17 protein-coding genes and 2 tRNA genes are annotated in these 22,223 nt (G+C 73.9%); 5 read left to right on the top strand and 14 right to left on the bottom strand.

Features of this window, described 5'->3' with window-relative positions:
- Window positions 1–12: 12 nt before the first annotated feature.
- The 7 genes from ASG36_RS14980 to ASG36_RS15010 all read right to left on the bottom strand — a co-directional run bounded on the left by ASG36_RS14980 (window position 13) and on the right by ASG36_RS15010 (window position 5,950).
- Window positions 13–804: an SDR family NAD(P)-dependent oxidoreductase gene (locus tag ASG36_RS14980; RefSeq protein WP_055765543.1), complete on the bottom strand. Its 792-nt coding sequence runs from the start codon at window positions 802–804 to the stop codon at window positions 13–15.
- Window positions 805–898: 94 nt separating this feature from the next.
- A complete protein-coding gene (locus tag ASG36_RS14985; protein ID WP_055765544.1) occupies window positions 899–2,077 on the bottom strand; it encodes an LLM class flavin-dependent oxidoreductase in 1,179 nt (392 codons plus the stop codon).
- Window positions 2,078–2,219: 142 nt separating this feature from the next.
- Window positions 2,220–2,292, bottom strand: a tRNA-Glu gene (locus ASG36_RS14990).
- A gap of 43 nt (window positions 2,293–2,335) precedes the next feature.
- Window positions 2,336–2,407: transfer RNA gene (locus tag ASG36_RS14995), tRNA-Gln, on the bottom strand.
- A gap of 65 nt (window positions 2,408–2,472) precedes the next feature.
- Complete coding sequence (locus tag ASG36_RS15000) at window positions 2,473–3,663, bottom strand: CPBP family intramembrane glutamic endopeptidase (RefSeq protein WP_157498838.1); 1,191 nt, start codon at window positions 3,661–3,663, stop codon at window positions 2,473–2,475.
- Entirely contained in the window at window positions 3,663–5,150 is a 1,488-nt protein-coding gene (gene gltX, locus ASG36_RS15005; protein ID WP_055765551.1) for a glutamate--tRNA ligase, read from the bottom strand. Before gltX ends, ASG36_RS15000 begins: the two co-directional genes overlap by 1 nt.
- The gene (locus ASG36_RS15010) at window positions 5,147–5,950 is read right to left on the bottom strand and encodes a fumarylacetoacetate hydrolase family protein (RefSeq protein WP_055765554.1); all 804 of its coding nucleotides are present in this window, start codon (window positions 5,948–5,950) and stop codon (window positions 5,147–5,149) included. The genes gltX and ASG36_RS15010 overlap by 4 nt, the downstream gene beginning before the upstream one ends.
- A gap of 53 nt (window positions 5,951–6,003) precedes the next feature.
- Here ASG36_RS15010 and ASG36_RS15015 point away from each other — a divergent pair, with 53 nt between their 5' ends.
- Window positions 6,004–6,402 (top strand): VOC family protein, encoded by a 399-nt coding sequence (locus ASG36_RS15015; RefSeq protein ID WP_055765557.1) that lies wholly within the window; start codon window positions 6,004–6,006, stop codon window positions 6,400–6,402.
- A gap of 22 nt (window positions 6,403–6,424) precedes the next feature.
- On the opposite strand, the gene ASG36_RS15020 is transcribed toward ASG36_RS15015, so the two are convergent.
- The 3 genes from ASG36_RS15020 to serA all read right to left on the bottom strand — a co-directional run bounded on the left by ASG36_RS15020 (window position 6,425) and on the right by serA (window position 13,110).
- Window positions 6,425–7,447: a 3-isopropylmalate dehydrogenase gene (locus tag ASG36_RS15020; RefSeq protein WP_055765560.1), complete on the bottom strand. Its 1,023-nt coding sequence runs from the start codon at window positions 7,445–7,447 to the stop codon at window positions 6,425–6,427.
- A gap of 106 nt (window positions 7,448–7,553) precedes the next feature.
- Complete coding sequence (locus tag ASG36_RS15025; RefSeq protein ID WP_162245199.1) at window positions 7,554–11,123, bottom strand: S8 family serine peptidase; 3,570 nt, start codon at window positions 11,121–11,123, stop codon at window positions 7,554–7,556.
- 385 nt (window positions 11,124–11,508) lie between these two features.
- Entirely contained in the window at window positions 11,509–13,110 is a 1,602-nt protein-coding gene (gene serA, locus ASG36_RS15030; protein ID WP_055765564.1) for a phosphoglycerate dehydrogenase, read from the bottom strand.
- Window positions 13,111–13,276: 166 nt separating this feature from the next.
- Here serA and ASG36_RS15035 point away from each other — a divergent pair, with 166 nt between their 5' ends.
- The 4 genes from ASG36_RS15035 to ASG36_RS15050 all read left to right on the top strand — a co-directional run bounded on the left by ASG36_RS15035 (window position 13,277) and on the right by ASG36_RS15050 (window position 15,761).
- Window positions 13,277–14,110, top strand: coding sequence for a phage holin family protein (locus ASG36_RS15035; protein WP_157498840.1), 834 nt, complete (start codon window positions 13,277–13,279; stop codon window positions 14,108–14,110).
- Window positions 14,111–14,423: 313 nt separating this feature from the next.
- Window positions 14,424–14,879, top strand: coding sequence for a hypothetical protein (locus ASG36_RS15040; protein WP_055765570.1), 456 nt, complete (start codon window positions 14,424–14,426; stop codon window positions 14,877–14,879).
- A 10-nt stretch (window positions 14,880–14,889) separates the two neighbouring features.
- On the top strand, window positions 14,890–15,369 hold the full coding sequence (locus tag ASG36_RS15045) for a hypothetical protein (RefSeq protein WP_055765574.1): 480 nt from the start codon (window positions 14,890–14,892) through the stop codon (window positions 15,367–15,369).
- The gene (locus tag ASG36_RS15050) at window positions 15,366–15,761 is read left to right on the top strand and encodes a hypothetical protein (RefSeq protein ID WP_055765577.1); all 396 of its coding nucleotides are present in this window, start codon (window positions 15,366–15,368) and stop codon (window positions 15,759–15,761) included. The genes ASG36_RS15045 and ASG36_RS15050 overlap by 4 nt, the downstream gene beginning before the upstream one ends.
- A 64-nt stretch (window positions 15,762–15,825) precedes the next feature.
- On the opposite strand, the gene ilvC is transcribed toward ASG36_RS15050, so the two are convergent.
- The 4 genes from ilvC to ASG36_RS15070 form a co-directional block, all read right to left on the bottom strand.
- Window positions 15,826–16,851 (bottom strand): ketol-acid reductoisomerase, encoded by a 1,026-nt coding sequence (gene ilvC, locus ASG36_RS15055; RefSeq protein ID WP_055765580.1) that lies wholly within the window; start codon window positions 16,849–16,851, stop codon window positions 15,826–15,828.
- A gap of 35 nt (window positions 16,852–16,886) precedes the next feature.
- Entirely contained in the window at window positions 16,887–17,411 is a 525-nt protein-coding gene (ilvN, locus tag ASG36_RS15060) for an acetolactate synthase small subunit (protein ID WP_055765583.1), read from the bottom strand.
- Entirely contained in the window at window positions 17,411–19,291 is a 1,881-nt protein-coding gene (locus ASG36_RS15065) for an acetolactate synthase large subunit (protein ID WP_082523173.1), read from the bottom strand. Before ASG36_RS15065 ends, ilvN begins: the two co-directional genes overlap by 1 nt.
- A gap of 211 nt (window positions 19,292–19,502) precedes the next feature.
- A complete protein-coding gene (locus tag ASG36_RS15070; RefSeq protein ID WP_055765585.1) occupies window positions 19,503–22,220 on the bottom strand; it encodes a bifunctional diguanylate cyclase/phosphodiesterase in 2,718 nt (905 codons plus the stop codon).
- Window positions 22,221–22,223 lie beyond the last annotated feature (3 nt).

Consider the following 22,223-nt stretch of genomic DNA (forward strand, 5'->3'; position numbering starts at 1 on the left):
CACCCGGACGCCCTAGATGGTGGACACCGACCCCGCGTCCACCCGGTAGTTGCTGCCGTTGACGAAGCTGGCGCGCTCGGAGCACAGGAAGGTGATCACGCTGGCGACCTCCTCGACCTCACCGCGGCGCCCCAGCTCCATGCCCGGCCGCTCCTCGTCCAGGAAGGACTCGATCGCCTCGTCGACGGAGGTGCCGTTCTCCTCGGCCCGCTTCTCCATCATCGCGTCGGTCATCGGGCTGGCGATGAAGGCCGGGGAGACGGCGTTGACCAGCACGCCGTCGGAGCCGTAGCTCTTGGACAGGCCCTTGGTCAGGCTGAGGACGGCGGCCTTGGCCGCGCAGTAGGGCAGCTCGTCGACGTAGGGCTGCACCGCGTCCTCGCTGGCGAGCAGGACGATGCGCCCCCAGCCGGCGGTGCGCATGCCGTCGACGAACGCCCGGACGACGCGGACGACGGCGAAGAAGTCGATCTCCAGGGTGGAGCGCCAGCCCTCCTCGTCGATCTCGTGGAAGAGCCCCTGCGCCCCGGTGATGCCGGCGGCGTTGACCAGGATCTGCGGGTCGCCGATGGCGGCGACGACCTCGGTCTTGAGGCGGTCGACGTCGGCGGCGTCGGTGAGGTCGGCGGCGATGGCGGTGACGCCGTCGCCCAGCTCGGCAGCGGCCTTCTCGAGGGCCTCGGCGTCCACGTCGGTGATGACGACGCGCACGCCCTCGGCGAGCAGCATGCGGGCGGTCTCGCGGCCGATGCCGGAGTCCGCTCCGGTGACGAGTGCGGTGCGGCCGCTGATGCCGAGGTCCATGGGGTCTCCCGTGGTCGTGCACCCGTGGGCCGGGTGCGTCCGGGGGTCTTCCTCCCCCGGACGCACCAGGCTGACACCCGGTGTCAGCAGCTCCTCAGCCCTTGGCGGCGACCTCGGCGGCGTACCGCTCGGTCATCGTGGCCACGGCCTGCATCTGCTGGGCCGCGTAGTCCTCGCGCTTGAGACCGGCCCGCTCCTTGGCCTCCAGCGTCGACTGCGCGTGGGTGACCTGGCCGCCCTGGAAGTGCGGGAAGACGTGCTGGGCGATCAGCTCGTAGGAGCGCTTGGTGGCCTCGGGGGCGGCCCACTCGTGGGCGAGCAGCAGCATCGCGCCGAAGCCGCCGGACTGGTCCCAGAGCTTCTGCACCTGCGCGCGGGCGTCCTCGACGGTGCCGATCGCACCGATCCCGGCGTCGTTGATGAAGTCGATCATCTCCTTGACGTCGCCTCCCTCCACCGCCATCTGCGGGAAGGCCGCGGTCTTCTGGAAGTACCGGAACCACGACTCGATGCCGAACTGGACGTCGGCGTAGGCCTGCTCGCGGGTCTCCGCGATGTGCATGAGCCCGACCAGCCGCCAGTCGGCGCGGGAGACGGTCTTCCCGTGGGCCTCGGCGCGCTCCTCCACGACCGACCAGTGGTGGGCGAGGGCGTCGAAGCCGTCCGGGGAGAGCGTGGCGCCGATGGACAGCAGCCCGATGCCGTGGGTGCCGGCCTGGCGGGGCCCGGTGGGCGAGGCGACGGCCGCGACCGTGACGTCGAAGAGCGGCTCGCTGTAGGGCCGCAGGTGCAGCCGGGCGTCGACCAGGGTGTGCGTGCGGGTGGTCGCCGAGACGGTCTCGCCGTGGAGCAGCCGCATGATGATGTCGAGGTTCTCGGCCAGCAGCTCCCGCGTGTCGGTGGGGTCCAGGCCCAGCATCATCGAGTCCGTCGGCAGAGAGCCCGGGCCGCAGCCGAGCATCACCCGCCCGCGGGTCAGGTGGTCCAGCAGGACCATGCGCTCGGCCACCCACAACGGGTTGTGGTAGCTGATCGAGGTCACGCCGGTGCCCAGCTTGATCCGCTTCGTCCGCTCGGCGGCCGCGGCGATGAAGATCTCCGGCGAGGCGATGATCTCGCTGCCCGCGGAGTGGTGCTCCCCGATCCAGGCCTCGTCGTAGTCCAGCCGGTCCAGGTGGGCGACCAGCTCGAGGTCGCGCTGGAGTGCCGTCGTGGGGTTCTCCCCCGCCGGGTGGAACGGGGCCAGGAAGATGCCGAACCGGAGCCTGCTCATGGACGCCTCCGCGCTGAGGGGTGGGTGAGACCCCGATCACACGGCACCCGGCGGGGAGCGTCAACGGTTGCACCGGGTTGCCCGCCGGACGCAGAAACACCCCCCGACCCGGGCGGGTCGGAGGGTGTCTGGTGGTGCGGTGTAGCCCCGAAGGGATTCGAACCCTCGCTACCGCCGTGAGAGGGCGGCGTCCTGGGCCGCTAGACGACGGGGCCAGAACTGTGTGCAGATGTTACCTGAGGAGATCACGCTTCCTCGCTGGGGTACCAGGACTCGAACCTAGACTAACGGAACCAGAAACCGTCGGGCTGCCAATTACCCCATACCCCATGGGCTGTGCTGTTGTCAGCGCCTCTCAGCGCCGTCGGAGACACTACCCGATGCCCTCCCGGGCTTCACGCACCCCCCTGCCGTGACCACCGCGGGTCGGGCGCCGGCGGACCCGGCGCCCCGCCGAACGGGGGCAGCGGCGGGGCCGGCACCCAGGTGGGCTGCCGGACCGGTGTCCCCCGGAGGTCGACGGCCGGGCTGACGAGCTCGGGCCGCAGCACCGCGCGGGAGCGGGCGACGAGCCAGACGTAGGCGCCCATGGCGACCAGGTCGAGCAGGGTGACCAGCAGCCCGATGCCGGCCGGGGGCACCGCGGTGGCCACCTCGTCGCCGAGGAGCCCGATGGTCAGGAAGACCACCACGTTGTTCACCGCGTGCAGCACGATCGCCGCCTCCAGCCCCCCGGTGAGGTTCGTGACCCACGAGGCGGCGAGCCCGAAGGCGAACCGGTCTGCGAAGGTCAGCACGTCCGGCGGGGCGTGTGCGGCCGAGAAGAGCGTGGCCGTCACCAGCGCGGCGACGACCGGCCCGGCCTTCTCCGAGCGGATCCACGCGGTGAGGGCCTGGGTCAGGTAGCCGCGGAAGACGTACTCCTCGGCGGCGGACTGCAGCGGCGTGGTCAGCAGCACCACGAGCACCAGCCAGACGTAGCTGGAGTCGGGGCCGGTGATCGTGCCGGACTCGGCGGTCAGGCTGATCCCGATGGTCACCAGCACGCCGACGCCCAGGGTGAGCAGGGCGCGCCAGGTGAGCGGTCGGAACAGCCGCCAGCGCAGCCGGCCGGTGACCGAGGACGACCAGCCCGGCCGCATGCCGTGCGCGACCGCCCAGCAGGCCCAGACGATCGGGATCGCGACGATGAGCGACAGGTTGGTCATCAGCAGCACGCCGGGGTCGACCAGGTCGAGCAGGTTGGCCTCGGGCACCACGCCGGTGACCAGCACCGCGACCACGACGAGGACGGCGGCCACGGCGTAGAGCACGGAGAACAGCAGCAGGCCCAGCACCGGACGCCACCAGGCCCAGTCGCGGGCCCGCATCAGCCGCTCGTAGGGCTGCGGTCGGTCGAAGGGCGGGGCCCCGGGCGGGGTGACCGGTCGACCTCCCACCGGCCGTGGCGGCAGCGGTGGCGGCGGCGGGGCGGGCACCCAGCCGCGGGGCACCTGCGCCGGTGCCCCCCACCGGCCGGTGGGGGGCGGGCCGCCGTACTGCCAGGGCTGCGCCTGACCCTGCTGGGGACCCGCTCCGCCGGGCATCACGCGCTCGCGCGCTCCCGGGCGACGGCGAGCCGGGCCAGGGTGGTCTCCCGGCCCAGCAGCTCCATCGACTCGTAGAGCGGCGGGCTGACCGTGCGCCCGCTGATCGCGACCCGGACGGGCCCGAAGGCCTGCCGCGGCTTGCGGCCCAGCTCCTCGACCAGGGCCTGCTTGAGCGCGGCCTCCAGCTCGGGGGTGGTCCAGTCGGTCAGTGCGGTCAGCGCAGCGGTCGCGGCGTCCAGCACCTCCACGGCGTCCGGTCCGGACAGCTGCTTGGCCACCGCCGCCTCGTCGAACACGACGTCGTCGGTGAAGAGGAACCCCAGCAGGCCGACGGCCTCGGAGAGCACGACCATCCGCTCCTGGGCCAGCGGCGCGATGGCGTCGAGCACCCGCTGCTGGTCGGCCGTCGGCGGCTCCGCGACCAGGCCGGCGCCGGCCAGGTACGGGGTCACCCGGGTGACGAACTCCTCCACCGGCAACGCGCGCAGGTGGGTGGCGTTGATCGCCTCGGCCTTCTTCAGGTCGAAGCGGGCCGGGTTGGGGCTCACCCGGCGGACGTCGAAGGCCTCGACCATCTCGGCCATCGAGAACACGTCCCGGTCCTCGGCGATCGCCCAGCCGAGCAGCGCCAGGTAGTTGGCCAGGCCCTCGGGGAGGAAGCCGCGGTCGCGGTAGAGGTCCAGGTTCGACGTGGGGTCGCGCTTGGACAGCTTCTTCGCGCCCTCCCCCATCACCAGCGGCAGGTGCCCGAAGCGCGGGGCGCCCTGGGTCACCCCGACGGCGGTGAGCGCCTCGTAGAGCGCGAGCTGGCGGGGGGTCGAGGACAGCAGGTCCTCCCCGCGCAGGACGTCGGTGATGCCCATCAGGGCGTCGTCCACCGGGTTGACCAGCGGGTACAGCGGCTGGCCGCCGGCCCGGGCGAGCACGAAGTCCGGCACGGCGCCGGCGGCGAAGGAGACCTCGCCGCGCACGAGGTCGTCCCAGGCCAGGGCGTGGTCGGGCATCCGGAGCCGGTAGACCGGCGAGCGGCCCTCGGCGCGGAACGCGGCCTTCTGGGCGTCGGTGGTCTCCCGGTCGGCGCCGTCGTAGCCCTGCTTGGGGTCCTGACCGGCGGCGACCCGGCGGGCCGACACCTCCTCGGGGGTGGAGAAGGACTCGTAGGCGTGCCCGCCCTCGACCAGCTTGGCCAGCACGTCGCGGTAGACCTCGCCGCGCTCGGACTGCCGGTAGGGCCCGTGCGGGCCGCCGACCTCGGGGCCCTCGTCCCACTCCAGGCCCAGCCAGCGCAGGCTGTCCAGCAGGTGCCGGTAGGACTCCTCGGTGTTGCGCGCGGCGTCGGTGTCCTCGATGCGGAAGACGAACTGCCCGCCGGTGTGCCTGGCGTAGGCCCAGTTGAACAGCGCGGCCCGCATGACGCCGACGTGCACCGTGCCGGTCGGCGAGGGGCAGAACCGGGTGCGGACCGGCCCGGTGGGGGCCGTCACGACGCGGTGGAGACGGTGTCGGCGCCGGTGACGGTGTTGGTCAGCTCGCCCAGGCCCTCGATGGCGCAGGTGACCGCCCCGCCGGCCCGCAGCGGGCCCACCCCGGCCGGGGTGCCGGTGAGGACGACGTCCCCGGGCAGCAGGGTCATCACCTGCGAGATGTAGGAGATCAGGGTGGGGACGTCGAAGAGCAGCTGGCTGGTGCGGCCGTCCTGGCGGAGCTCGCCGTCGACGGTGGCGGTGACCGACAGGTCGGCGGGGTCCTTGCCGATGCCGGGCAGGTCGGTCTCGATCCACGGGCCGATCGGGCAGAAGGAGTCGAAGCCCTTGGCCCGGGTCCACTGGTTGTCGCTGCGCTGCATGTCCCGCTCGGTGACGTCGTTGCCGATCGTGTAGCCGAAGACGCTGGACAGCGCCTGCTCCGGGGTGACGTGCCGGGCCCCGCGGGCGCCGATGACGACGGCCAGCTCGGCCTCGTGGTGCACGTTGGTGCTGCCCGGCGGGATGCGGATCGCGTCGCCGGGCCCGATCACCGAGGTGGAGGGCTTGAGGAAGAGCAACGGCTCCTTCGGGGCGTCCCCGGTCTTCATCTCCGCCACGTGGTCGGCGTAGTTCTTCCCGACGCACACCACCTTGCTGGGCAGGATCGGGGAGAGCAGCCGGACGTCGGCCGCGGCGTGCCGCTGACCGGTGAAGGAGATCTGGCCGAAGGGGTGGCCCTCGATCTGGGCCACCTGGCCGTCCCCGTCGAGGACGCCGAAGGACATGCCGGACGGTGAGGCGTAACGGACGATGCGCACGCGTCGAGGTTACTGACCTGGTGCCACCGGCTCCCTGCGGCCAGGATCGGGCGATGGCCTCCCGCATCACCGCCGTCGCCGTCGACGCCCTGGACCCGCCCGCGCTCGCCGCCTTCTGGGCTGCCGTCCTCGACTGGGAGGTGGTCGGCGAGGAGGACGGCGTGGTCAGCATCGCCCCGCCGGGCCAGCCGGAGAAGGGCCCGGTGCCGGGGCTGGACTTCCTCCCCACCCCCGACCCCACGCCCGGGAAGGTGCGGCTGCACCTGGACCTGAACGCCACCGACCGCGACCAGGCGGCCGAGCTCGAGCGGCTGCTGGCGCTGGGGGCGACCCGCGCCGACGTCGGTCAGGGCCCGCCGTCCGAGGACATGACCTGGGTCGTGCTCGCCGACCCCGAGGGCAACGAGTTCTGCCTGCTGGCCTCCACGGTGGCACCGCTCAGCGCACGCTGACCCCGTCCGGCCGACCCGGGGCTCAGCCGGAGGCGAGGGCCGCCAGGCGGTCGCCGACCTCGGCGGTGCGCAGCGGGGAGCGCTTGTCCCGGGTGGAGAGGTCGAAGGCCACCGCGGCGTTGACCTTGCGGGCCTGCTCCGGGCGCCCCAGGTGCTCCAGGAGCAGCCCGACCGACAGCACCGTCGCGGTGGGGTCGGCCTTGCCCTGACCGGCGATGTCGGGCGCCGAACCGTGCACCGGCTCGAACATCGACGGGTTGGTGCCCGAGGCGTCCAGGTTGCCGCTGGCGGCCAGCCCGATGCCACCGGTCACCGCAGCGGCGATGTCGGTCACGATGTCGCCGAACAGGTTGTCGGTGACGATCACGTCGTAGCGGCCGGGGTCGGTCACGAAGAACATCGCGGCGGCGTCCACGTGCTGGTAGGCCACGGCGACGTCCGGGAACTCCGTGGAGAGCTCCTCCACCGTGCGCGACCACAGCGACCCGGCGTGGCTGAGCACGTTGGTCTTGTGCACCAGCGTCAGGTGCTTGCGCGGGCGGGTCACGGCGCGTTCGAAGGCGTACCGGACCACGCGCTCCACGCCGAAGGCGGTGTTCAGGCTGACCTCGGTGGCCACCTCGTGCGGGGTGTCCTTGCGCAGCACGCCGCCGTTGCCCACGTAGGGGCCCTCGGTGCCCTCGCGCACGCACAGCATGTCGATCTCGCCGGGGGCGGCCAGCGGGCTGGTGACGCCGTCGTAGAGCTTGGCCGGGCGCAGGTTCACGTGGTGGTCGAGCTCGAACCGCAGCTTCAGGAGCAGCCCCCGCTCGAGGATGCCGGCGGGCACCGACGGGTCGCCCACCGCACCCAGCAGGATCGCGTCGTGCTGGCGCAGCTCGTCGAGCACCGTGTCGGGCAGGAGCTCCCCGGTGCGCTGCCAGCGGGCGGCCCCGAGGTCGTAGTGGGTGCTCTCGACGTCGGGGGCCACCTCACCGAGGACCTTGAGGCCCTCGGCCACCACCTCGGGTCCGATGCCGTCTCCAGGGATCACAGCCAGCCGCATGGGGCCCGAGGCTAGTGCCCGGCACGGACGGCGTCCCCACCCGGACACACCGGCGCCCCCCGCACGGGTGTGCGGGGGGCGCCGGGTGCGCGGTGGTGCTGCCGGGTCAGCCGGCGGGCGGGGCGTCCGCGGGCGTCTCGACCGGGGCGTCGGCCGGGGTCTCGACCGGTGCCTCCGCGGGCTCCTCGGTCACCGGGGGCACCGTGGTGGTGTCCTCGGGCGCCGGCTCCACCGGGGTGGTGTCGGCCGGCGGGACCTCGGTGGTGGTCGAGGTGTCGGCCGCCGTCCCGGCGATCGGGACGGTCTGGGTGCGGCCCGCGCCGGTGCTGTTCTGGCTGAGCAGCACCATCGCGGCCTTCTCCCCGCCCACGGCGGTGTCCGCGGCGTAGGACGCCGCGTCCTGGGTCACCGTGATCTCGGTGCCGTCGGCGGCCGGGACCACGATCGCGGACTCGCCGTCGACGTCGAAGGACAGCCCGGGGGCGGTCGGGTCGAAGCTCATCGCCTGGGGCGCGAGCTCGGGCAGACCACCGGTGGTGACCGTGCCGACGTCGTCCACGGTGCCGTTGGCGCTGGAGGACTGGACACCGAAGGTGATCCGGCCCAGCGGCTCCGGGAACGCCGACAGCGGGACGCTGAGCACCTGGACGTCGGAGTCCATCGCGTTGGTGTCGACGAGGCCGTCGTAGACGTTCATCGGCGTCACGACGGGCTCACCGCCCGGCCCGACGAGGTTGAAGTCCCGGTCGGTCAGGACGACCAGCGGCACGTCGTAGTCCTCGATGCGGGTGGTCGTGACCTGGTAGTCCCAGACCCCGTCCTCGGTCGCGTCGAGGAACACCCCGTAGTTCACGGCCGTCTGCGCGGTGGTGAAGCGCCCGTGCGCGGAGACCGCGAAGTACAGGCCGGCGTCGTCGTACTGCAGCACGTCGGAGGCGACCCCGACGCCGGCCAGGTCGACCGACCGCTCGAGCTCGGTCTTGTAGCAGTCCGAGGCGGGGGCGGTGGTGCACTCGGGCAGCTCCGGGCTGTAGCCGAGCTGCTCGAACCCGCTGACCAGCGAGGTGTAGCTGCTGGGGTCCAGGGCCGGGCCGTTGGCCACGCCCTCACCGGTGAGGGTGATGGACGAGCCGTCCTCGGCTGCCGTGGCGGCCAGCGTGGAGGAGGGCTTCGGGTTGGCGTGCACCGGCACCCGCAGGGTCTCCCCGCGGTTGTTCTGCGGGGTGAAGAAGACCCGACCGCTGGCCTCACCGACGAACTGGCGGCCGTCGTCGACGACCATCGTCGGGTCGGCGACCTTGAGCAGCTGGTCCTGGGTGGCGGTCATGGTGACCGTCACCGTGCGGCTCTGGCCCGGGGGCACGGTGAGCCGCTGGGCGGACAGCGCGTACCGGACGCCCGGCTGGGCGACGAGGGCGTCGTAGGACACCCGGTAGACCGCGGCCCGGTCACCGGTGTTCTCCACCGTGATGGTCCGGCTGTCGCTGACCTGCTCGGCGTCGACCTCGACGACCCCGAAGGACGCCGACACGACGCCCGAACCGGCCTCGGCGTAGGCGAGCACCTCGTTGGCCAGCGCCGCCGACGCGTCGATCCGGCCGGCGCCGACCCGGTTGGGCCCGTAGACCTCGCCGGTGCCGTCGGGGCCGGTGGTCAGGTCGTGGCCGGCAGTGTTCATCAGGTCGGCCTTGACCTGCTCGGTGCTCCACTCCGGGTGCGCCGCGCGGATCAGCGCGGTGACGCCGGCGGTGACGGGAGCGGCCATCGAGGTGCCGGAGAGGGTGGCCCCACCGGAGCCCTGCCCGACACCGGCGGAGAAGACGCTCACGCCGGGGGCGGCGACGTCGGGCTTGACGCCGTCGGCCTGCCGGACCCCGCGGGAGCTGAAGGACGCGAGCTGGTCGACCTGGCCCGGGTCGGTGGTGACCGAGGAGGACTTCAGGCCGGGGCCGAAGGTGACCGTGACGGTCGTGCCCGCGGCGACGGCACCGGTGAGGGCCGCACCGTCGGTGGCGGTGACCAGGATGCCCGGGATCTGCGGGACGCCGGTGATGCCGGTCTCCAGGGCGTCGCCGTCGTCGACGATGACGAAGCCGATGGCCCCCGCGTTCACCGCGTTGGTGCCCTTGACGACCGAGCCGCAGGTGAACCCGTCGGCCTCGATCAGCAGGATCTGGCCGGTGGCGTAGCCGGGCGGCAGGGCCGCGCAGCCGGACTCGTTGCCGGCCGGTGCGGCGATCAGGTCACCGGTGACGTCGGGCTTGATCGTGCCGCCGTCGTCGGTGTCGCTGTAGGCGATGGACCGCAGGCCGGGGCGGGCGCCCTCGACCAGGCCCTCGGGCGAGACGACCTGCCAGCCGTCGAGCACCGCGTAGCCGTCGTTGCTGGCCGCCACCGCGATGCCGCGGGGGGCGTTGCCCGGCGAGCCACCGATGTCGTAGCTGTCGGCGGCGTTGCCGGCGGACAGCACGGCGAGCATGCCGAGCTCCATGGCCCGGTCGATGGCCATCGAGTCGGCGTCGTCGGCCAGGCCGTAGTCCGAGCCCAGGGAGAGGTTGACGACGTCGAGGTGGTCCTCGGGGTTGCCGTCACCGTTGGGGTCCAGCGCCCACTCGATCGCCTGCATGGTGACGTCGGTGGAGCCGTCGCAGCCGAAGACCTTCAGCGCGTACAGCTCCGCACCGGGCGCCATGCCCGGCCCGATGGACAGGTCCGAGGGGACGCCGTCGTCGTAGCCGCCGCGGTAGGTGGTGCCGTCGGCGTTCACGCCGTACCCGGCCGACGTGCCGGCGACGTGCGAGCCGTGGCCGTTGCAGTCCAGCGGGTTGTCGTCGGGCATGGCGACCGGCTGGTAGGCCGGGCTGGCCGGGTCGGCGTTGTAGCTGTCGCCGACGAAGTCCCGGCCGCCGACGACCTTGGCGTTGGGGTAGATGCCGGCCGGGGCGGGCTGCGCCTCGTAGGCCTGCAGGGTCTCGTACTGGTCGACGCTGCCGCTGCCACCGAAGTCGGTGTGGGTGTAGTCGATCCCGGTGTCGATGATGCCGATGGAGACGCCCTCGCCGGTGTTGCCGAGGTCCTCCCAGGCCTGCACGGCCTCGACGACCGACGCGGCACCGGTGTTGCTGATCTGCTTGGGCGCGATCGGGTGCACGGCCACCACGTCGGGCAGCGCGGCCAGCGCCTCGTAGTCCGCGGCGTCGGCACGGACGGCGACCCCGGAGAGCACGGTGGTCGTGGAGTACAGCACCTCCGCGGCGGGCACCGCGGCCGGCACCTCGCTGGCGACGGCGGCCGCAGCGGCCTCGGCTGCGGGCTGTGCGGCAGCGGCGGCGACACCGGCGGCGGCCTCCCCCGAGCCGGGCAGCGTCTCGGCGAACACCTGGGACGTCGAGGGCGTACCGGTCTCGACGAAGAAGGAGGTCGGTCCGCTGTCGGGCAGCCCGGCGGGGCGGCTGCCGTCGCGGCGGGCGTCGAGCTGGCCCTGGACCTGCTGCAGCTGGTCCCCGGTGAGGGTGACCGGCTGCTGGCCGGCGCGGGCTGCGATGTCGGCCGGGGCGGCCAGCGCGTTGCCGGCCCCCGCGGTCATGGTGAGGGCCGCCGCGATGGCGACGACCCCGCTCCGGGCGAGGACGCGGTCGCGTCCGGCCCGGGTGGTGCTGCTCGTCCTGGGAACCACGTGCACCCCTGTCAGCGATGAACTGGATGTGTCGGCGTCGGCCGGCCCCCCGCGCACACCTCGTGTGCGCCTGGTCGCCGCCTGCGAGAAAGCGTGGTCGTCAGCACGGCTAAGCACCATGGGCCACCTGGCCCACACCGGGCGCTGCAGGTGCGCGCAGACGGCTCTAGGGACCGCCCGGTACCGGTCGAACCGCCCGGGCGTCGCGCAGACGGGGGCTGATCGCGCGCAGACGGCCCAGCGGGACACCGCCGGACGTCGTGGTCGACACGCGTTCAACCACCTGGCTGGCAGTCCGCTGTCCGTCCGGTGGACACCACCCGTACACGCGACAGCGGCGCCGACCCCGGTGGGGTCGGCGCCGCTGGCAGGTCGCGGGGGTCGGTCAGATCGGGTTGAGGTCGGCCGCCCGGGCCTCACGGGCCCCGATGCGACCGGCGATGTCGGCGAGCAGCTCGCCGGTGACCTCGCTGTCGACGGTGACGGCCATCAGGGCCTCCCCGCCCTGCGTGGTGCGGCTGACCTGGGCGCCGGCGATGTTCACCCCGGCCTCGCCGAGCGCGGCCCCCACGGTGCCCACCACGCCCGGCCGGTCGGCGTAGGTGAAGAACAGCAGGTAGCCCTTGGCCTCGAGGTCGATCTCGAAACCACCCACCTCGGTCAGCTTGGGCACCTGGTTCTTGCCGTACAGCGTGCCGGAGACGGTGACCCCGGTGCCGTCGGCCATCGCACCGCGCACGGTGATCAGGTTGCGGTAGTGCGGGCTCTCCACGTCCTTGGTCAGCGTGACGTCCAGCCCGCGCGCCTCGGCCAGCAGCGGGGCGTTGACGTAGCTGACCTGCTCCTCGACGACGTCGGTGAAGACCCCGCGCAGCACGGCCAGCTGGACGACGGAGACGTCGAACTCGGCGATCTTGCCCAGCACCTCGACCGACACCGACTGGGCCAGTCCACCGGCGACGGCGGTGAAGACCCGGCCCAGCTTCTCCGCCAGCGGCAGGCCCGGACGCACGTCGGGGGCGACGACGCCACCGGCCTGGACGTTGACCGCGTCGGGCACGAAGTCGCCCTGCAGGGCCAGCCGGACGCTGCGCGCGACCGCCGTCCCGGCCTTGTCCTGGGCCTCCGTGGTCGAGGCACCCAGGTGCGGGGTGACGACGACGTTGGGCAGCGCGAAGAGCGGGCTGTCGGTGCAGGGCTCCTTGGCGTAGACGTCGATGCCGGCCGCACCGACCTGACCCGACTGCAGCGCCTCGGCCAGCGCGGCCTCCTCCACGAGCCCACCGCGGGCCGCGTTGACGATGATCACGCCCTTCTTGGTCATCGCCAGCTGCTCGGCACCGATCATCCCGAGCGTCTCGGGGGTCTTGGGCAGGTGGATGGTGATGAAGTCCGACTCGCGGAGGAGGTCCTCCAGCGACACCAGCCGGACGCCGAGCTGGGCGGCGCGCCCGGGCTGGATGTAGGGGTCGTAGGCGATCAGCGTGACGCCGAAGGCGGCCAGCCGCTGGGCCACGAGCACGCCGATCCGGCCCAGGCCGACGACGCCGACGGTCTTCTCGGTGACCTCGACGCCGGTGAACTTCGAGCGCTTCCAGGTGCCCTCGCGCAGCGAGGCGTCCGCGGCCGGGATGTGCCGGGCGGCGGCGAGGAGCAGGGCCACCGCGTGCTCGGCGGCGCTGACGATGTTGGAGGTGGGGGCGTTGACCACCATGACGCCGCGGGCGGTGGCCGCCGGGACGTCGACGTTGTCCAGCCCGATGCCGGCGCGCGCGACGACCTTGAGGTGCGGGGCCGCGGCGAGGGCCTCGGCGTCCATGGTGGTGGCGCTGCGCACCATGACCGCCGCCGCGTCGGCGAGGGCCGGCAGCAGGGCGGCCCGGTCGGCGCCGTCGACGTGCCGGATCTCGAACTCCGAACCCAGCACCTCCAGCGCACTGGGGGCGAGCTCCTCGGCGATCAGGACGACGGGCGCAGGGGTGGTCACGGCTGGACAGCCTAGGGCGCGCGCCCCCGGCACCTCCCGGGGAGCCCGTGCCGGAGCTGCCCGGCGACACCCGGGAGGGTCGGCCCTGCTTGCCCGGTGGGGGTGCCACGGCCATCCTGGCTGTTCACCGCCGGTCCCCCGGGACCGGCCCCGCGTGGAGGAGACCATGAGCGACGAACGGGACGAGCAGGGCCGACCGGAGTCACCCCGGTACGGACAGGACCCGTCTCCGGGGTCGAGCGGCTGGGGCCGGTCGGCCGACCAGCCGTCGTACGGGCAGCCCCCGCAGGACCAGTCCTCCTACGGCCAGTCCTCGTACGGCCAGTCCTCCTACGACCAGTCTTCCTACGGCCAGTCCTCCTACGGCCAGGGCGGGTACGACCCGTCCGCCTACGGCCAGGGCGGGTACGTGCAGCCCGCCTACGGCCAGGAGGCGTCCCCGTACGGCTACCAGGCCGCCTACGGCCAGGGCGGGGTGCAGGGCCAGGGCTGGGGCACCGCTCCCCCGGCCCGGCCCGGTGGCGTGATCACCGCCGCCGTCCTCGGCTTCGTCTTCGGCGCGATCGGCGTCCTGGTCACGGCCCTGTTCCTCATCGGCGGGGCCGCCCTCACCGGGGCCAGCTCCAGCGCGAACTCGCTGGACGACGAGTTCGGCCTCGGCCAGGTGTTCGGCAGCGGCTTCGCCGCAGCCGCGGGCGTGGTCTTCGTCTTCGGCCTGCTGGCCCTGGTCTGGACGGTGCTGGTCATCTGGGGCTCGGCGTGGGCGCTGACCGGCCGGAGCCGGGTGCTCCTGCTGGTCGCCGGTTCCGTCTCGATCGCGGCCACCGGGCTGGCCTTCATCGGTGCGCTGAGCGGCGCGGGACAGGAGGGCGCTGCCGGCGGGCTGGTGGTCACGCTGCTCTTCTTCGCCGGGGCGATCGCGATCGTGGTGCTGCTCTCGCTGGCACCGGCGAGCCAGTTCTTCGCCGCCCACCGGGCCCGTCGCGCCGCCCTCGGCTGACCAGCGCCCGGACATGACCGACGGGGGGCCGGGGCCGGACGACGCGTCGACCGGCCCCGTGGCCGCGCCCCGGCAGGTCACGGCGCCCCTGTCGGTCCCGCCCCGGACCGCCGAGGGCTACGGGGGTCCACCGCCCACCCGGCGCCCGCTGCCGGCACGGGTGCCACCCCCGCCGTCCTGGGGGCAGGCTCCCCCGCCGTGGGCCGCCACGCCCCCGCCCTGGGGAGGGTGGGGGCCGCCGCCCGGTCGGCCGTGGCAGCCGCCTCCCCCGCCCCCACCCCCGGGTCCCCGCCCCTGGACGACGACCACCGCCGTGGTGCTGGGCCTGGTGCTGGTCGGCTACCTGGGCTGGCTCACGGTCGACCTCGCGGCGACCGGTCTGGACGCCCGGGGCAGCGGGGGCACCGACCCGGACCTGGGCGACAGCCTGCGCCGGGGTGTCGGGGGGTTCCTGGTGGCCCTCTCGGTCGGGCTGACCCTCGTCACGATCGGGGTCGCCGCGGCCGTGCTGGCCTGCGCCACCGGACGGACGCGGGTGCCGCTGCTCGTGGTCTCCACCGTGGGCGGGGTCCTGCTGCTGCAGCCGGTGCTGTCGACCCTGGTGGGGGTCGGTGACCCGGGGGCGACCCGGGCGCTCACGCCGCCGGTGCTGCTGGCCTGCGTGCTGACGGTCGTGTTCCTGTCCTTGGCACCGTCCGCGCGTTTCGACGCCGCCCACCGGGCGCACCGGGGGTGGGCCGTCCATGATCGAGCCCCCGTACCCAGGTGAGAGTGAGCCGATGACCAGCCCGAACCCGCCCCAGGACCCGAACGCCGGCTGGCAGCAGCCCCAGCCCGGCTGGTCCCCCGCCCCGGACGGCCCCACCGCCGGCGTCCGGCCGCCCCAGGTGACCGGTGCCGCGGTCGCAGCCGTGGTGATCGGCGCCCTCGGCGCCCTGGGGGGCCTGCTCAACCTGGCCGTCATCGGCACCGTCTTCGACGTCAGCCCGTTGCTCGGTGTCCTGGTGCTCGTCTCGCTGGTCGTCGCCCTCGCCGTGCTGGCCGGCGGCATCCAGCTGCTGCGCGGAGGGGACGAGAAGCTCCTGCTGACGGCGCTCTACGCCTCGATCGCGCTCAACCTGCTCGTGGTGGTGCTCAGCCTGGTCGACGGTTCCTTCCAGTTCTTCAACCTGCTGGGCTTCCTCATCCCGCTGGTGATCGTCTTCCTGCTCCGCCAGCCCCCGGCGCAGCAGTACCTGGCCGGGCGCCGCGCCGCGTGACCGCCGGAGGCACCGGGCGTCCCCCGCCGGCGGTCGTCGCCGCGGCCGCCCTCGCCGGACTGCAGGCGCTCTTCTGCCTGCTCCCCGGGTTGTCCGGGCTGAGCCTGGGCGTCAACGGGCGACTGGACTTCCTCGCGCTGGGCCTGCTCTACCTGGTGCTCTCGGCCGGGGCGGTCTACGGCGCCGTGCTGGCGGTCCGCGGGCGCAACGGCCGGGTGCTGACCGTCGTGGGGGTGGCGCTGGTCGTGGTGTGGGCGGTCAACGAGGTGCTGTCGGTCGTCACCGGGATCGGCTTCGACGTCCTGTCGGCCCTGCTGCTGGCCCTCGCCGTGGCCGTCGTGGTGCTGATGCGCCGTCCCGACGTCGCCGCCTGGACCGCGCCGGCCGCCTGAGCCCGGACGCACGACAGCCCCTCCCCGCAGGTCGCGGGGAGGGGCTGTCGTCGTCGTGCGGGGGTCAGCGCTGGGCGCTGCCGGTGTAGTCGTCGCTGGCGGAGACCCAGCTCATGAGGCCGCGCAGCTGGCGCCCGGTCTCCTCGATCGGGTGCGCCTCGGCGGCGGCGCGCTTGGCCGTGAAGTCCGGCGCACCGGCGTCCTGGTCGGCGATGAAGGCCGCGGCCCAGGTGCCGTCCTGGATGTCCTTGAGGACCTGGCCCATCGTCTCCTTGACGCGGGCGTCGACGACCCGCGGCCCGGAGGTGTAGTCGCCGTACTCGGCGGTGTCGGAGACCGACCAGCGCTGCTTGGCGATGCCGCCCTCGTACATGAGGTCGACGATCAGCTTGAGCTCGTGCAGGCACTCGAAGTAGGCGATCTCGGGCTGGTAGCCGGCCTCGGTGAGGGTCTCGAACCCGGCCTGCACCAGGGCGGACATGCCGCCGCAGAGCACGGCCTGCTCGCCGAACAGGTCGGTCTCGGTCTCCTCGGCGAACGTCGTCTTGATGACGCCGGCGCGGGCACCGCCGATGGCCTTGGCGTAGGACAGCGCCAGGGCCTGGGCCGAGCCGGAGGCGTCCTGCTCGACGGCGATGAGGCAGGGCACGCCCTTGCCGTCGACGAACTCGCGGCGGACCAGGTGACCCGGGCCCTTGGGGGCGACCATGGCGACGTCGACACCGGCCGGGGGCTTGATGTAGCCGAAGCGGATGTTGAAGCCGTGGCCGAAGAACAGCGCGTCGCCGTCCTGCAGGTTGGGCTCGACGGACTCGGCGTAGAGCTTCCGCTGCACGTGGTCCGGCGCCAGGATCATGATCAGGTCGGCCTCGGCGGCCGCCTCGGCGGGGGTGACGACGCGCAGGCCCTCGGCCTCGGCCTTGGCCCGGCTCTTCGAGCCCTCGAGCAGGCCGACGCGGACGTCCACGCCGGAGTCGCGCAGCGACAGCGAGTGGGCGTGGCCCTGGCTGCCGTAGCCGATGACGGCGACGGTGCGCCCCTGGATGATCGACAGGTCGGCGTCGTCGTCGTAGAAGATCTCGGCGGCCATGTGCGGGTGACTCCTCTGGGTTGGGGTGGTGGGGTCTAGGCGGAGCGCTCGACGGGGCGCAACGTACCGGCGCCGCTCATCGAGCGTGGGCCGCGGCCCAGGGCCACGGTGCCGGACTGCGCCATCTCCTTGATCCCCAGCGGGGCGAGGACGGCGAGCAGCGCCTGCAGCTTCTCGGGGGTGCCGGTGGACTCCAGGGTGACGGTGTCGGTGTTGACGTCGATCACCCGGGCCCGGAACAGCTCGGCGGTCTGCAGCACCTGGGCGCGGTCGGCCAGCGGGGCCCGGACCTTGACCAGCAGCAGCTCGCGCTGCACCGAGGCGCCGTCCAGCTCGACGATCTTGATGACCTCGATGAGCTTGTTCAGCTGCTTGGTGATCTGCTCCAGCGGCTGGGACTCGACGTCGACCACGATCGTCATCCGGGACAGGTCCGGGTTCTCGGTGGGTCCGACGGCGAGGGACTCGATGTTGTAGCCGCGGCGGCTGAACAGCGCCGAGACGCGGGCCAGCACACCGGACTTGTTCTCGACCAGCACCGACAGCGTGTGCCTCGGCATCAGACCTGCCCCTCTCCGAAGACCGGGCGGACGTCCCGCGCGGCGAGGATCTCGTCGTTGCTCGCACCGGCGGCGACCATCGGCCACACCTGGGCGTCGGAGCCGACGGTGAAGTCGATGACCACCGGCCGGTCGTTGATCGCCATGGCCTGCTCGATCGTGGCGTCGACGTCCTCGGCGGTCTCGCAGCGCAGCCCGACACACCCCAGCGCCTCGGCCAGCAGCACGAAGTCCGGGATGCGCACGCCGGCCCGGCGGGTGCCGTCCTCGTTCTGCACGTGCAGCTTGGTGTTGGAGTAGCGGCCCTCGTAGAACAGGGTCTGCCACTGCCGGACCATGCCCAGGTTGCCGTTGTTGATCACGGCGACCTTGACCGGGATGCCCTCGATGGCGCAGGTGGCGAGCTCCTGGTTGGTCATCTGGAAGCAGCCGTCGCCGTCGATGGCCCAGACCGTGGCCTCGGGCCGACCGGCCTTGGCGCCCATCGCGGCCGGGACGGCGTAGCCCATCGTCCCGAGCCCGCCGCTGTTGAGCCAGGTGCCCGGCTTCTCGTACTTGACGAACTGGGCGGCCCACATCTGGTGCTGGCCGACCCCGGCGCAGTACACGGCGTCCGGCCCGGCGATCGCACCCAGCCGCTCGATGACGTACTGCGGGGACAGCGCGCCGTCCTCGGGCAGGTCGTAGCCCAGCGGGTAGGTGGCACGCCAGCTGTCCAGCTGGGTCCACCAGGCGGACAGGTCGGGGCGGCCCTGGTCCTCCTGCAGGTCCCGCAGCGCGGCGACCAGCTCGGTGATGGTCTCCTTCGCGTCGCCCACGATCGGCACGTCGGCCTTGCGGTTCTTGCCGATCTCGGCCGGGTCGATGTCGGCGTGCACCACGGTCGCGCCGGGGGCGAAGGTGGACAGCTGGCCGGTGACCCGGTCGTCGAAGCGGGCGCCCAGGGCGACCAGCACGTCGGCCTTCTGCAGGGCGGTGACCGCGGTGACGGTGCCGTGCATGCCGGGCATGCCCAGGTGCTGGGGGTGGCTGTCGGGGAACGCGCCGCGGGCCATCAGGGTGGTGACGACGGGGGCCCCGGTCAGCTCGGCCAGCTCGGCGAGGACCTCGCTGGCGTGCGCCTTGAGCACCCCGCCGCCGACGTAGAGCACCGGCTGCCGCGCGGCCTGGACGACGGCCGCGGCCTCGCGGACCTGCTTGCCGTGCGGGCGGGTGGTCGGCTTGTAGCCGGGCAGGTCGATGCGTGGCGGCCAGGAGAAGTCGGTGGTGGCCTGCAGGACGTCCTTGGGGACGTCGACCAGCACCGGCCCGGGCCGACCGGTGGAGGCCAGGTGGAAGGCCTCGGCGATCCGCTGGGGGATCTCGGCGGCATCGGTGACCAGGAAGTTGTGCTTGGTGACCGGCATCGTGATGCCGCGGATGTCGGCCTCCTGGAAGGCGTCGGTCCCGATCGCGCCGGAGGGCACCTGGCCGGTGATGGCCACGATCGGCACCGAGTCCATGTAGGCGTCGGCCAGCGGGGTCACCAGGTTGGTCGCGCCGGGCCCGGAGGTGGCCATGCAGACCCCGACCTTCCCGGTGGCCTGGGCGTACCCGGTGGCGGCGTGCCCGGCGCCCTGCTCGTGGCGGACCAGGACGTGGCGCACGGAGGAGTCGAAGAGCGGGTCGTAGAGCGGGAGGATGGCCCCGCCCGGGATGCCGAAGACCATCTCCACCCCGACCGCCTCGAGGGAGCGGACCAGGCTCTGCGCACCGGTGATGCCGGTGGCCGGCTGGTGGGTGGCGGGGGCGGCGGCCTCGGCCACCGAGCCGGCTGCGGTCTCCAGACCGGCCAGCGACTCGGCGGCGGCGGCGGTCGGGGCTTCGGCGGTGGTGCTCATCTGGGTGGTTCTCCCTGGACGCGAGGGTGGGTGTGCGGAGCGGGTCCGGCGGGTTCCGGCCAACAAAAAACCCCTCGTGCCAGGAGGCACGGAGGGGTGAGCGCGTCGGTCGGTGGACCGACGCGCTAGTCGATGACTACGAGGAGCCGGGAGCGCAGCACGCCCACACTGTGCGCCCTGGCACGTGTCGCCGTCAACCACGTCGTCCCAGTCAGTGGAACGACGGCGACCGTTCCGTGGGACGCAGGACCTCGGGGTCGAAGCCGTCCACCACCGCGGCGAGATCGGCGGCCCGGGCCGGGCGGGCGAGCAGGAACCCCTGCACGAACCGGCAGCCCAGCTCCTGCAGCGCGGCCAGCTCCCCCGGCGTCTCCACGCCCTCGGCGACGACGTCGATCTGCAGCTGCCGCCCGAGGGCGATGACGCTGCCCACGACGGCCGCGCCGCGGGCGTCGTGCTCGATGCCGGCGAGGAACTCCCGGTCCATCTTGAGCACGTCCACCGGCAGCCGGGCCAGGTAGGCGAAGGAGGAGTAGCCCCGCCCGAAGTCGTCCAGGGACACCACGCAGCCCATGTCGTGCAGGGTCTGCAGGTCGCTGTCGAGCCGGTCCTGCTCGCTCATCAGCACCGACTCGGTCACCTCGATCATCAGCCCGTGCGGGGGCAGCCCGGAGGCGGCCAGCGCCTGGGCGACGTCGGCCACCAGACAGCCCGCCTGCAGGTGCCGCACGCTGATGTTCACGCCCAGCTTGAGGTCGCGCCCCCCGGCCCGGAGCGCGGCCAGCTCGCCGCAGGCCCGGTCGAGGACCCAGCGCTGCAGCGGCACGATCAGCCCGTCGTCCTCGGCCAGCGGCACGAACTCGTCGGGCCCGACCTCCCCCAGCACGGGGTGGTCCCAGCGGACGAGCGCCTCCACGCCGAGCACCCGGCGCTCGAGCACCCCGACCACGGGCTGGTAGTCCACCCGCAGCTGGCCCGCGGCCAGGGCCTGCGGGAGGTCCCGGGCGAGCCGGGTGCGCCGGGTGGTGGCGGCGTCGGCGGCGTCGCCGTGGCTGCGGACGCAGCTCTTGCCGGCGGCCTTGGCCGCCCGCAGCGCCAGGTCGGCCTGGCGCAGGGTGGTCGCGACGTCGTCCTCGGCGCGCAGCTCGGTGACCCCGATGCTGGCCGACAGCGCGAACACCGGACCGTCCGGTGACCCGTCGGGCGCCGAGGCGCGGTGCTCGCGGTCCAGCCCGGCGACGACCCGCTCGGCCAGCGCGGCCGCCTCGGTCAGCCCCGACCGCACCAGGACGGCGAACTCGTCCCCACCGAGGCGGGCCACCAGGTCGGGCTCGCGGACCAGCCCGCGCAGCTCGTCGGCCACCTCGGCCAGCAGCCGGTCCCCCGCCTCGTGCCCGGCGACGTCGTTGACGGACTTGAAGCCGTCGAGGTCCAGCAGCAGGACGCTGGCCGGGCCGCCCTCCTGCGCGCGGGCCCGGGCCACGCCGAGGGCGGCCATCAGCCGGGCCCGGTTGGGCAGCCCGGTCAGGAAGTCGGTGAACGCCATCCGCTGCAGCTCGCGTTCGGCGGCCCGCCGGTCGGTGACGTCGCGCAGGTGCAGCACCCGGCCCTCGACACCGGCCGCGCCGTCGGTGCCCCCACCGAGGGCCTCGACCTCACGCCAGGCGCCGGCCCGGGTGCGCACCCGGAAGGCGTGCGCGCCGGGCTCCCCGGCCACCGCGGCCGACAGCGCGGCGCCGTCCTCGGGGTGCACGAGGTCCGCGAACGCCCGGTCGGCGAGCTCTCGGGGCCCGTAGCCCAGCCGGCCCTGCACGGAGTCCGACACCCAGGCCAGCCGGGTGCCGCGGTGCAGGACCACGGTCACGTCGTCGGCGTCGAGCACGAGCGAGCGGAACCAGGCCTCGGCCCGGGCCAGCCGACGGGTCAGCCGCTCACCGTCGGCCACCCACAGCACGCTCCGGGCGGCGGTGAGCAGCAGCAACACCAGCGCTCCGACGCCCTCGGCGAGACCCACCGGGCTCCCGGCGGCCACCCCGGCGACGAGCAGCACCCCCACGGCCGACGCCGAGCACCAGCTCAGCAGCACCCCGGACAGCGGTTGGGTGCCCGCCTCCGCACGGGGCGGCGGGACACCGGGCCCGGGGTCGGCGGCCGCGCCGAGCACCACCGCGACGAGCACGACGGCCCAGGCCACGACGGTGAGCAGGTCGAGGGTGGCCGAGTCCAGCGCGGCCGCGACCGCGCCGTTGACCGCGACCACGGCCGTGGCCAGCCACTGCACGGTCACCCACGACCCGGTGGCCCGCCGCCCGGCGGGCAGCACCGCGGCGGTGAGCAACCCGATCGCGGCCAGCAGCGCCCCGACCGCAGGGAGTGCGGCGGCCACCAGGGGGTCCCCGGCCGTGCCGGAGCTGCCGAGCGCCTCGCCGACCACGACGGCGGCCACCACGGAGACGGCGACCAGCACGATCCCGGCGTCCAACCAGGAGCGCGAGCCCACCCGGCTCCACCAGCGGCCGGGTCCCTCGCCACCCAGCAGCGCCACGCTGCCGGCCAGCACGAAGGGGACGGCGAGGACCAGGGGCAGGTCCTGCGGACCGCTGCGGCCCGGGTTGAGTCCCACGCCCAGCAGGCCGGCGACCGCCTGGCCCGCCCCGACCAGCAGCAGCGCGACCCCGAGCAGCCGCCAGGGCCGCCCGGCGCGACCGGGTCGGGCGATCCGCCGCAGCAGGGCCGCGCCGGTGCCGGCCGAGGCGACGGCGAGCCCGGCGGGCAGCACCCGGTCGGCGAGACCGGGGACGGCCAGGCTCGACGCGACGGCGACCACCAGGACGGTGCTCAGCGCGCCCAGCAGCGGCCCGACCCGGGGGCCGGCCGGGGCCGTGGGGTCGGGGGTGGTCGGTGCCGGCAGCGAGGTGCGCGACGCCATCGA

It is taken from the genome of Geodermatophilus sp. Leaf369, from assembly GCF_001424455.1.
Classification (GTDB): Bacteria; Actinomycetota; Actinomycetes; order Mycobacteriales; family Geodermatophilaceae; genus Klenkia.

Coding starts and splice junctions, on each gene's coding strand:
- ASG36_RS14980 (WP_055765543.1), bottom strand. CDS start 804: ATGGACCTCGGCATCAGCGGCCGCACCGCACTCGTCACCGGAGCGGAC.
- ASG36_RS14985 (WP_055765544.1), bottom strand. CDS start 2,077: ATGAGCAGGCTCCGGTTCGGCATCTTCCTGGCCCCGTTCCACCCGGCG.
- ASG36_RS15000 (WP_157498838.1), bottom strand. CDS start 3,663: ATGCCCGGCGGAGCGGGTCCCCAGCAGGGTCAGGCGCAGCCCTGGCAG.
- ASG36_RS15015 (WP_055765557.1), top strand. CDS start 6,004: ATGGCCTCCCGCATCACCGCCGTCGCCGTCGACGCCCTGGACCCGCCC.
- ASG36_RS15020 (WP_055765560.1), bottom strand. CDS start 7,447: ATGCGGCTGGCTGTGATCCCTGGAGACGGCATCGGACCCGAGGTGGTG.
- ASG36_RS15035 (WP_157498840.1), top strand. CDS start 13,277: ATGAGCGACGAACGGGACGAGCAGGGCCGACCGGAGTCACCCCGGTAC.
- ASG36_RS15045 (WP_055765574.1), top strand. CDS start 14,890: ATGACCAGCCCGAACCCGCCCCAGGACCCGAACGCCGGCTGGCAGCAG.
- ilvC (WP_055765580.1), bottom strand. CDS start 16,851: ATGGCCGCCGAGATCTTCTACGACGACGACGCCGACCTGTCGATCATC.
- ilvN (WP_055765583.1), bottom strand. CDS start 17,411: ATGCCGAGGCACACGCTGTCGGTGCTGGTCGAGAACAAGTCCGGTGTG.
- ASG36_RS15065 (WP_082523173.1), bottom strand. CDS start 19,291: ATGAGCACCACCGCCGAAGCCCCGACCGCCGCCGCCGCCGAGTCGCTG.
- ASG36_RS15070 (WP_055765585.1), bottom strand. CDS start 22,220: ATGGCGTCGCGCACCTCGCTGCCGGCACCGACCACCCCCGACCCCACG.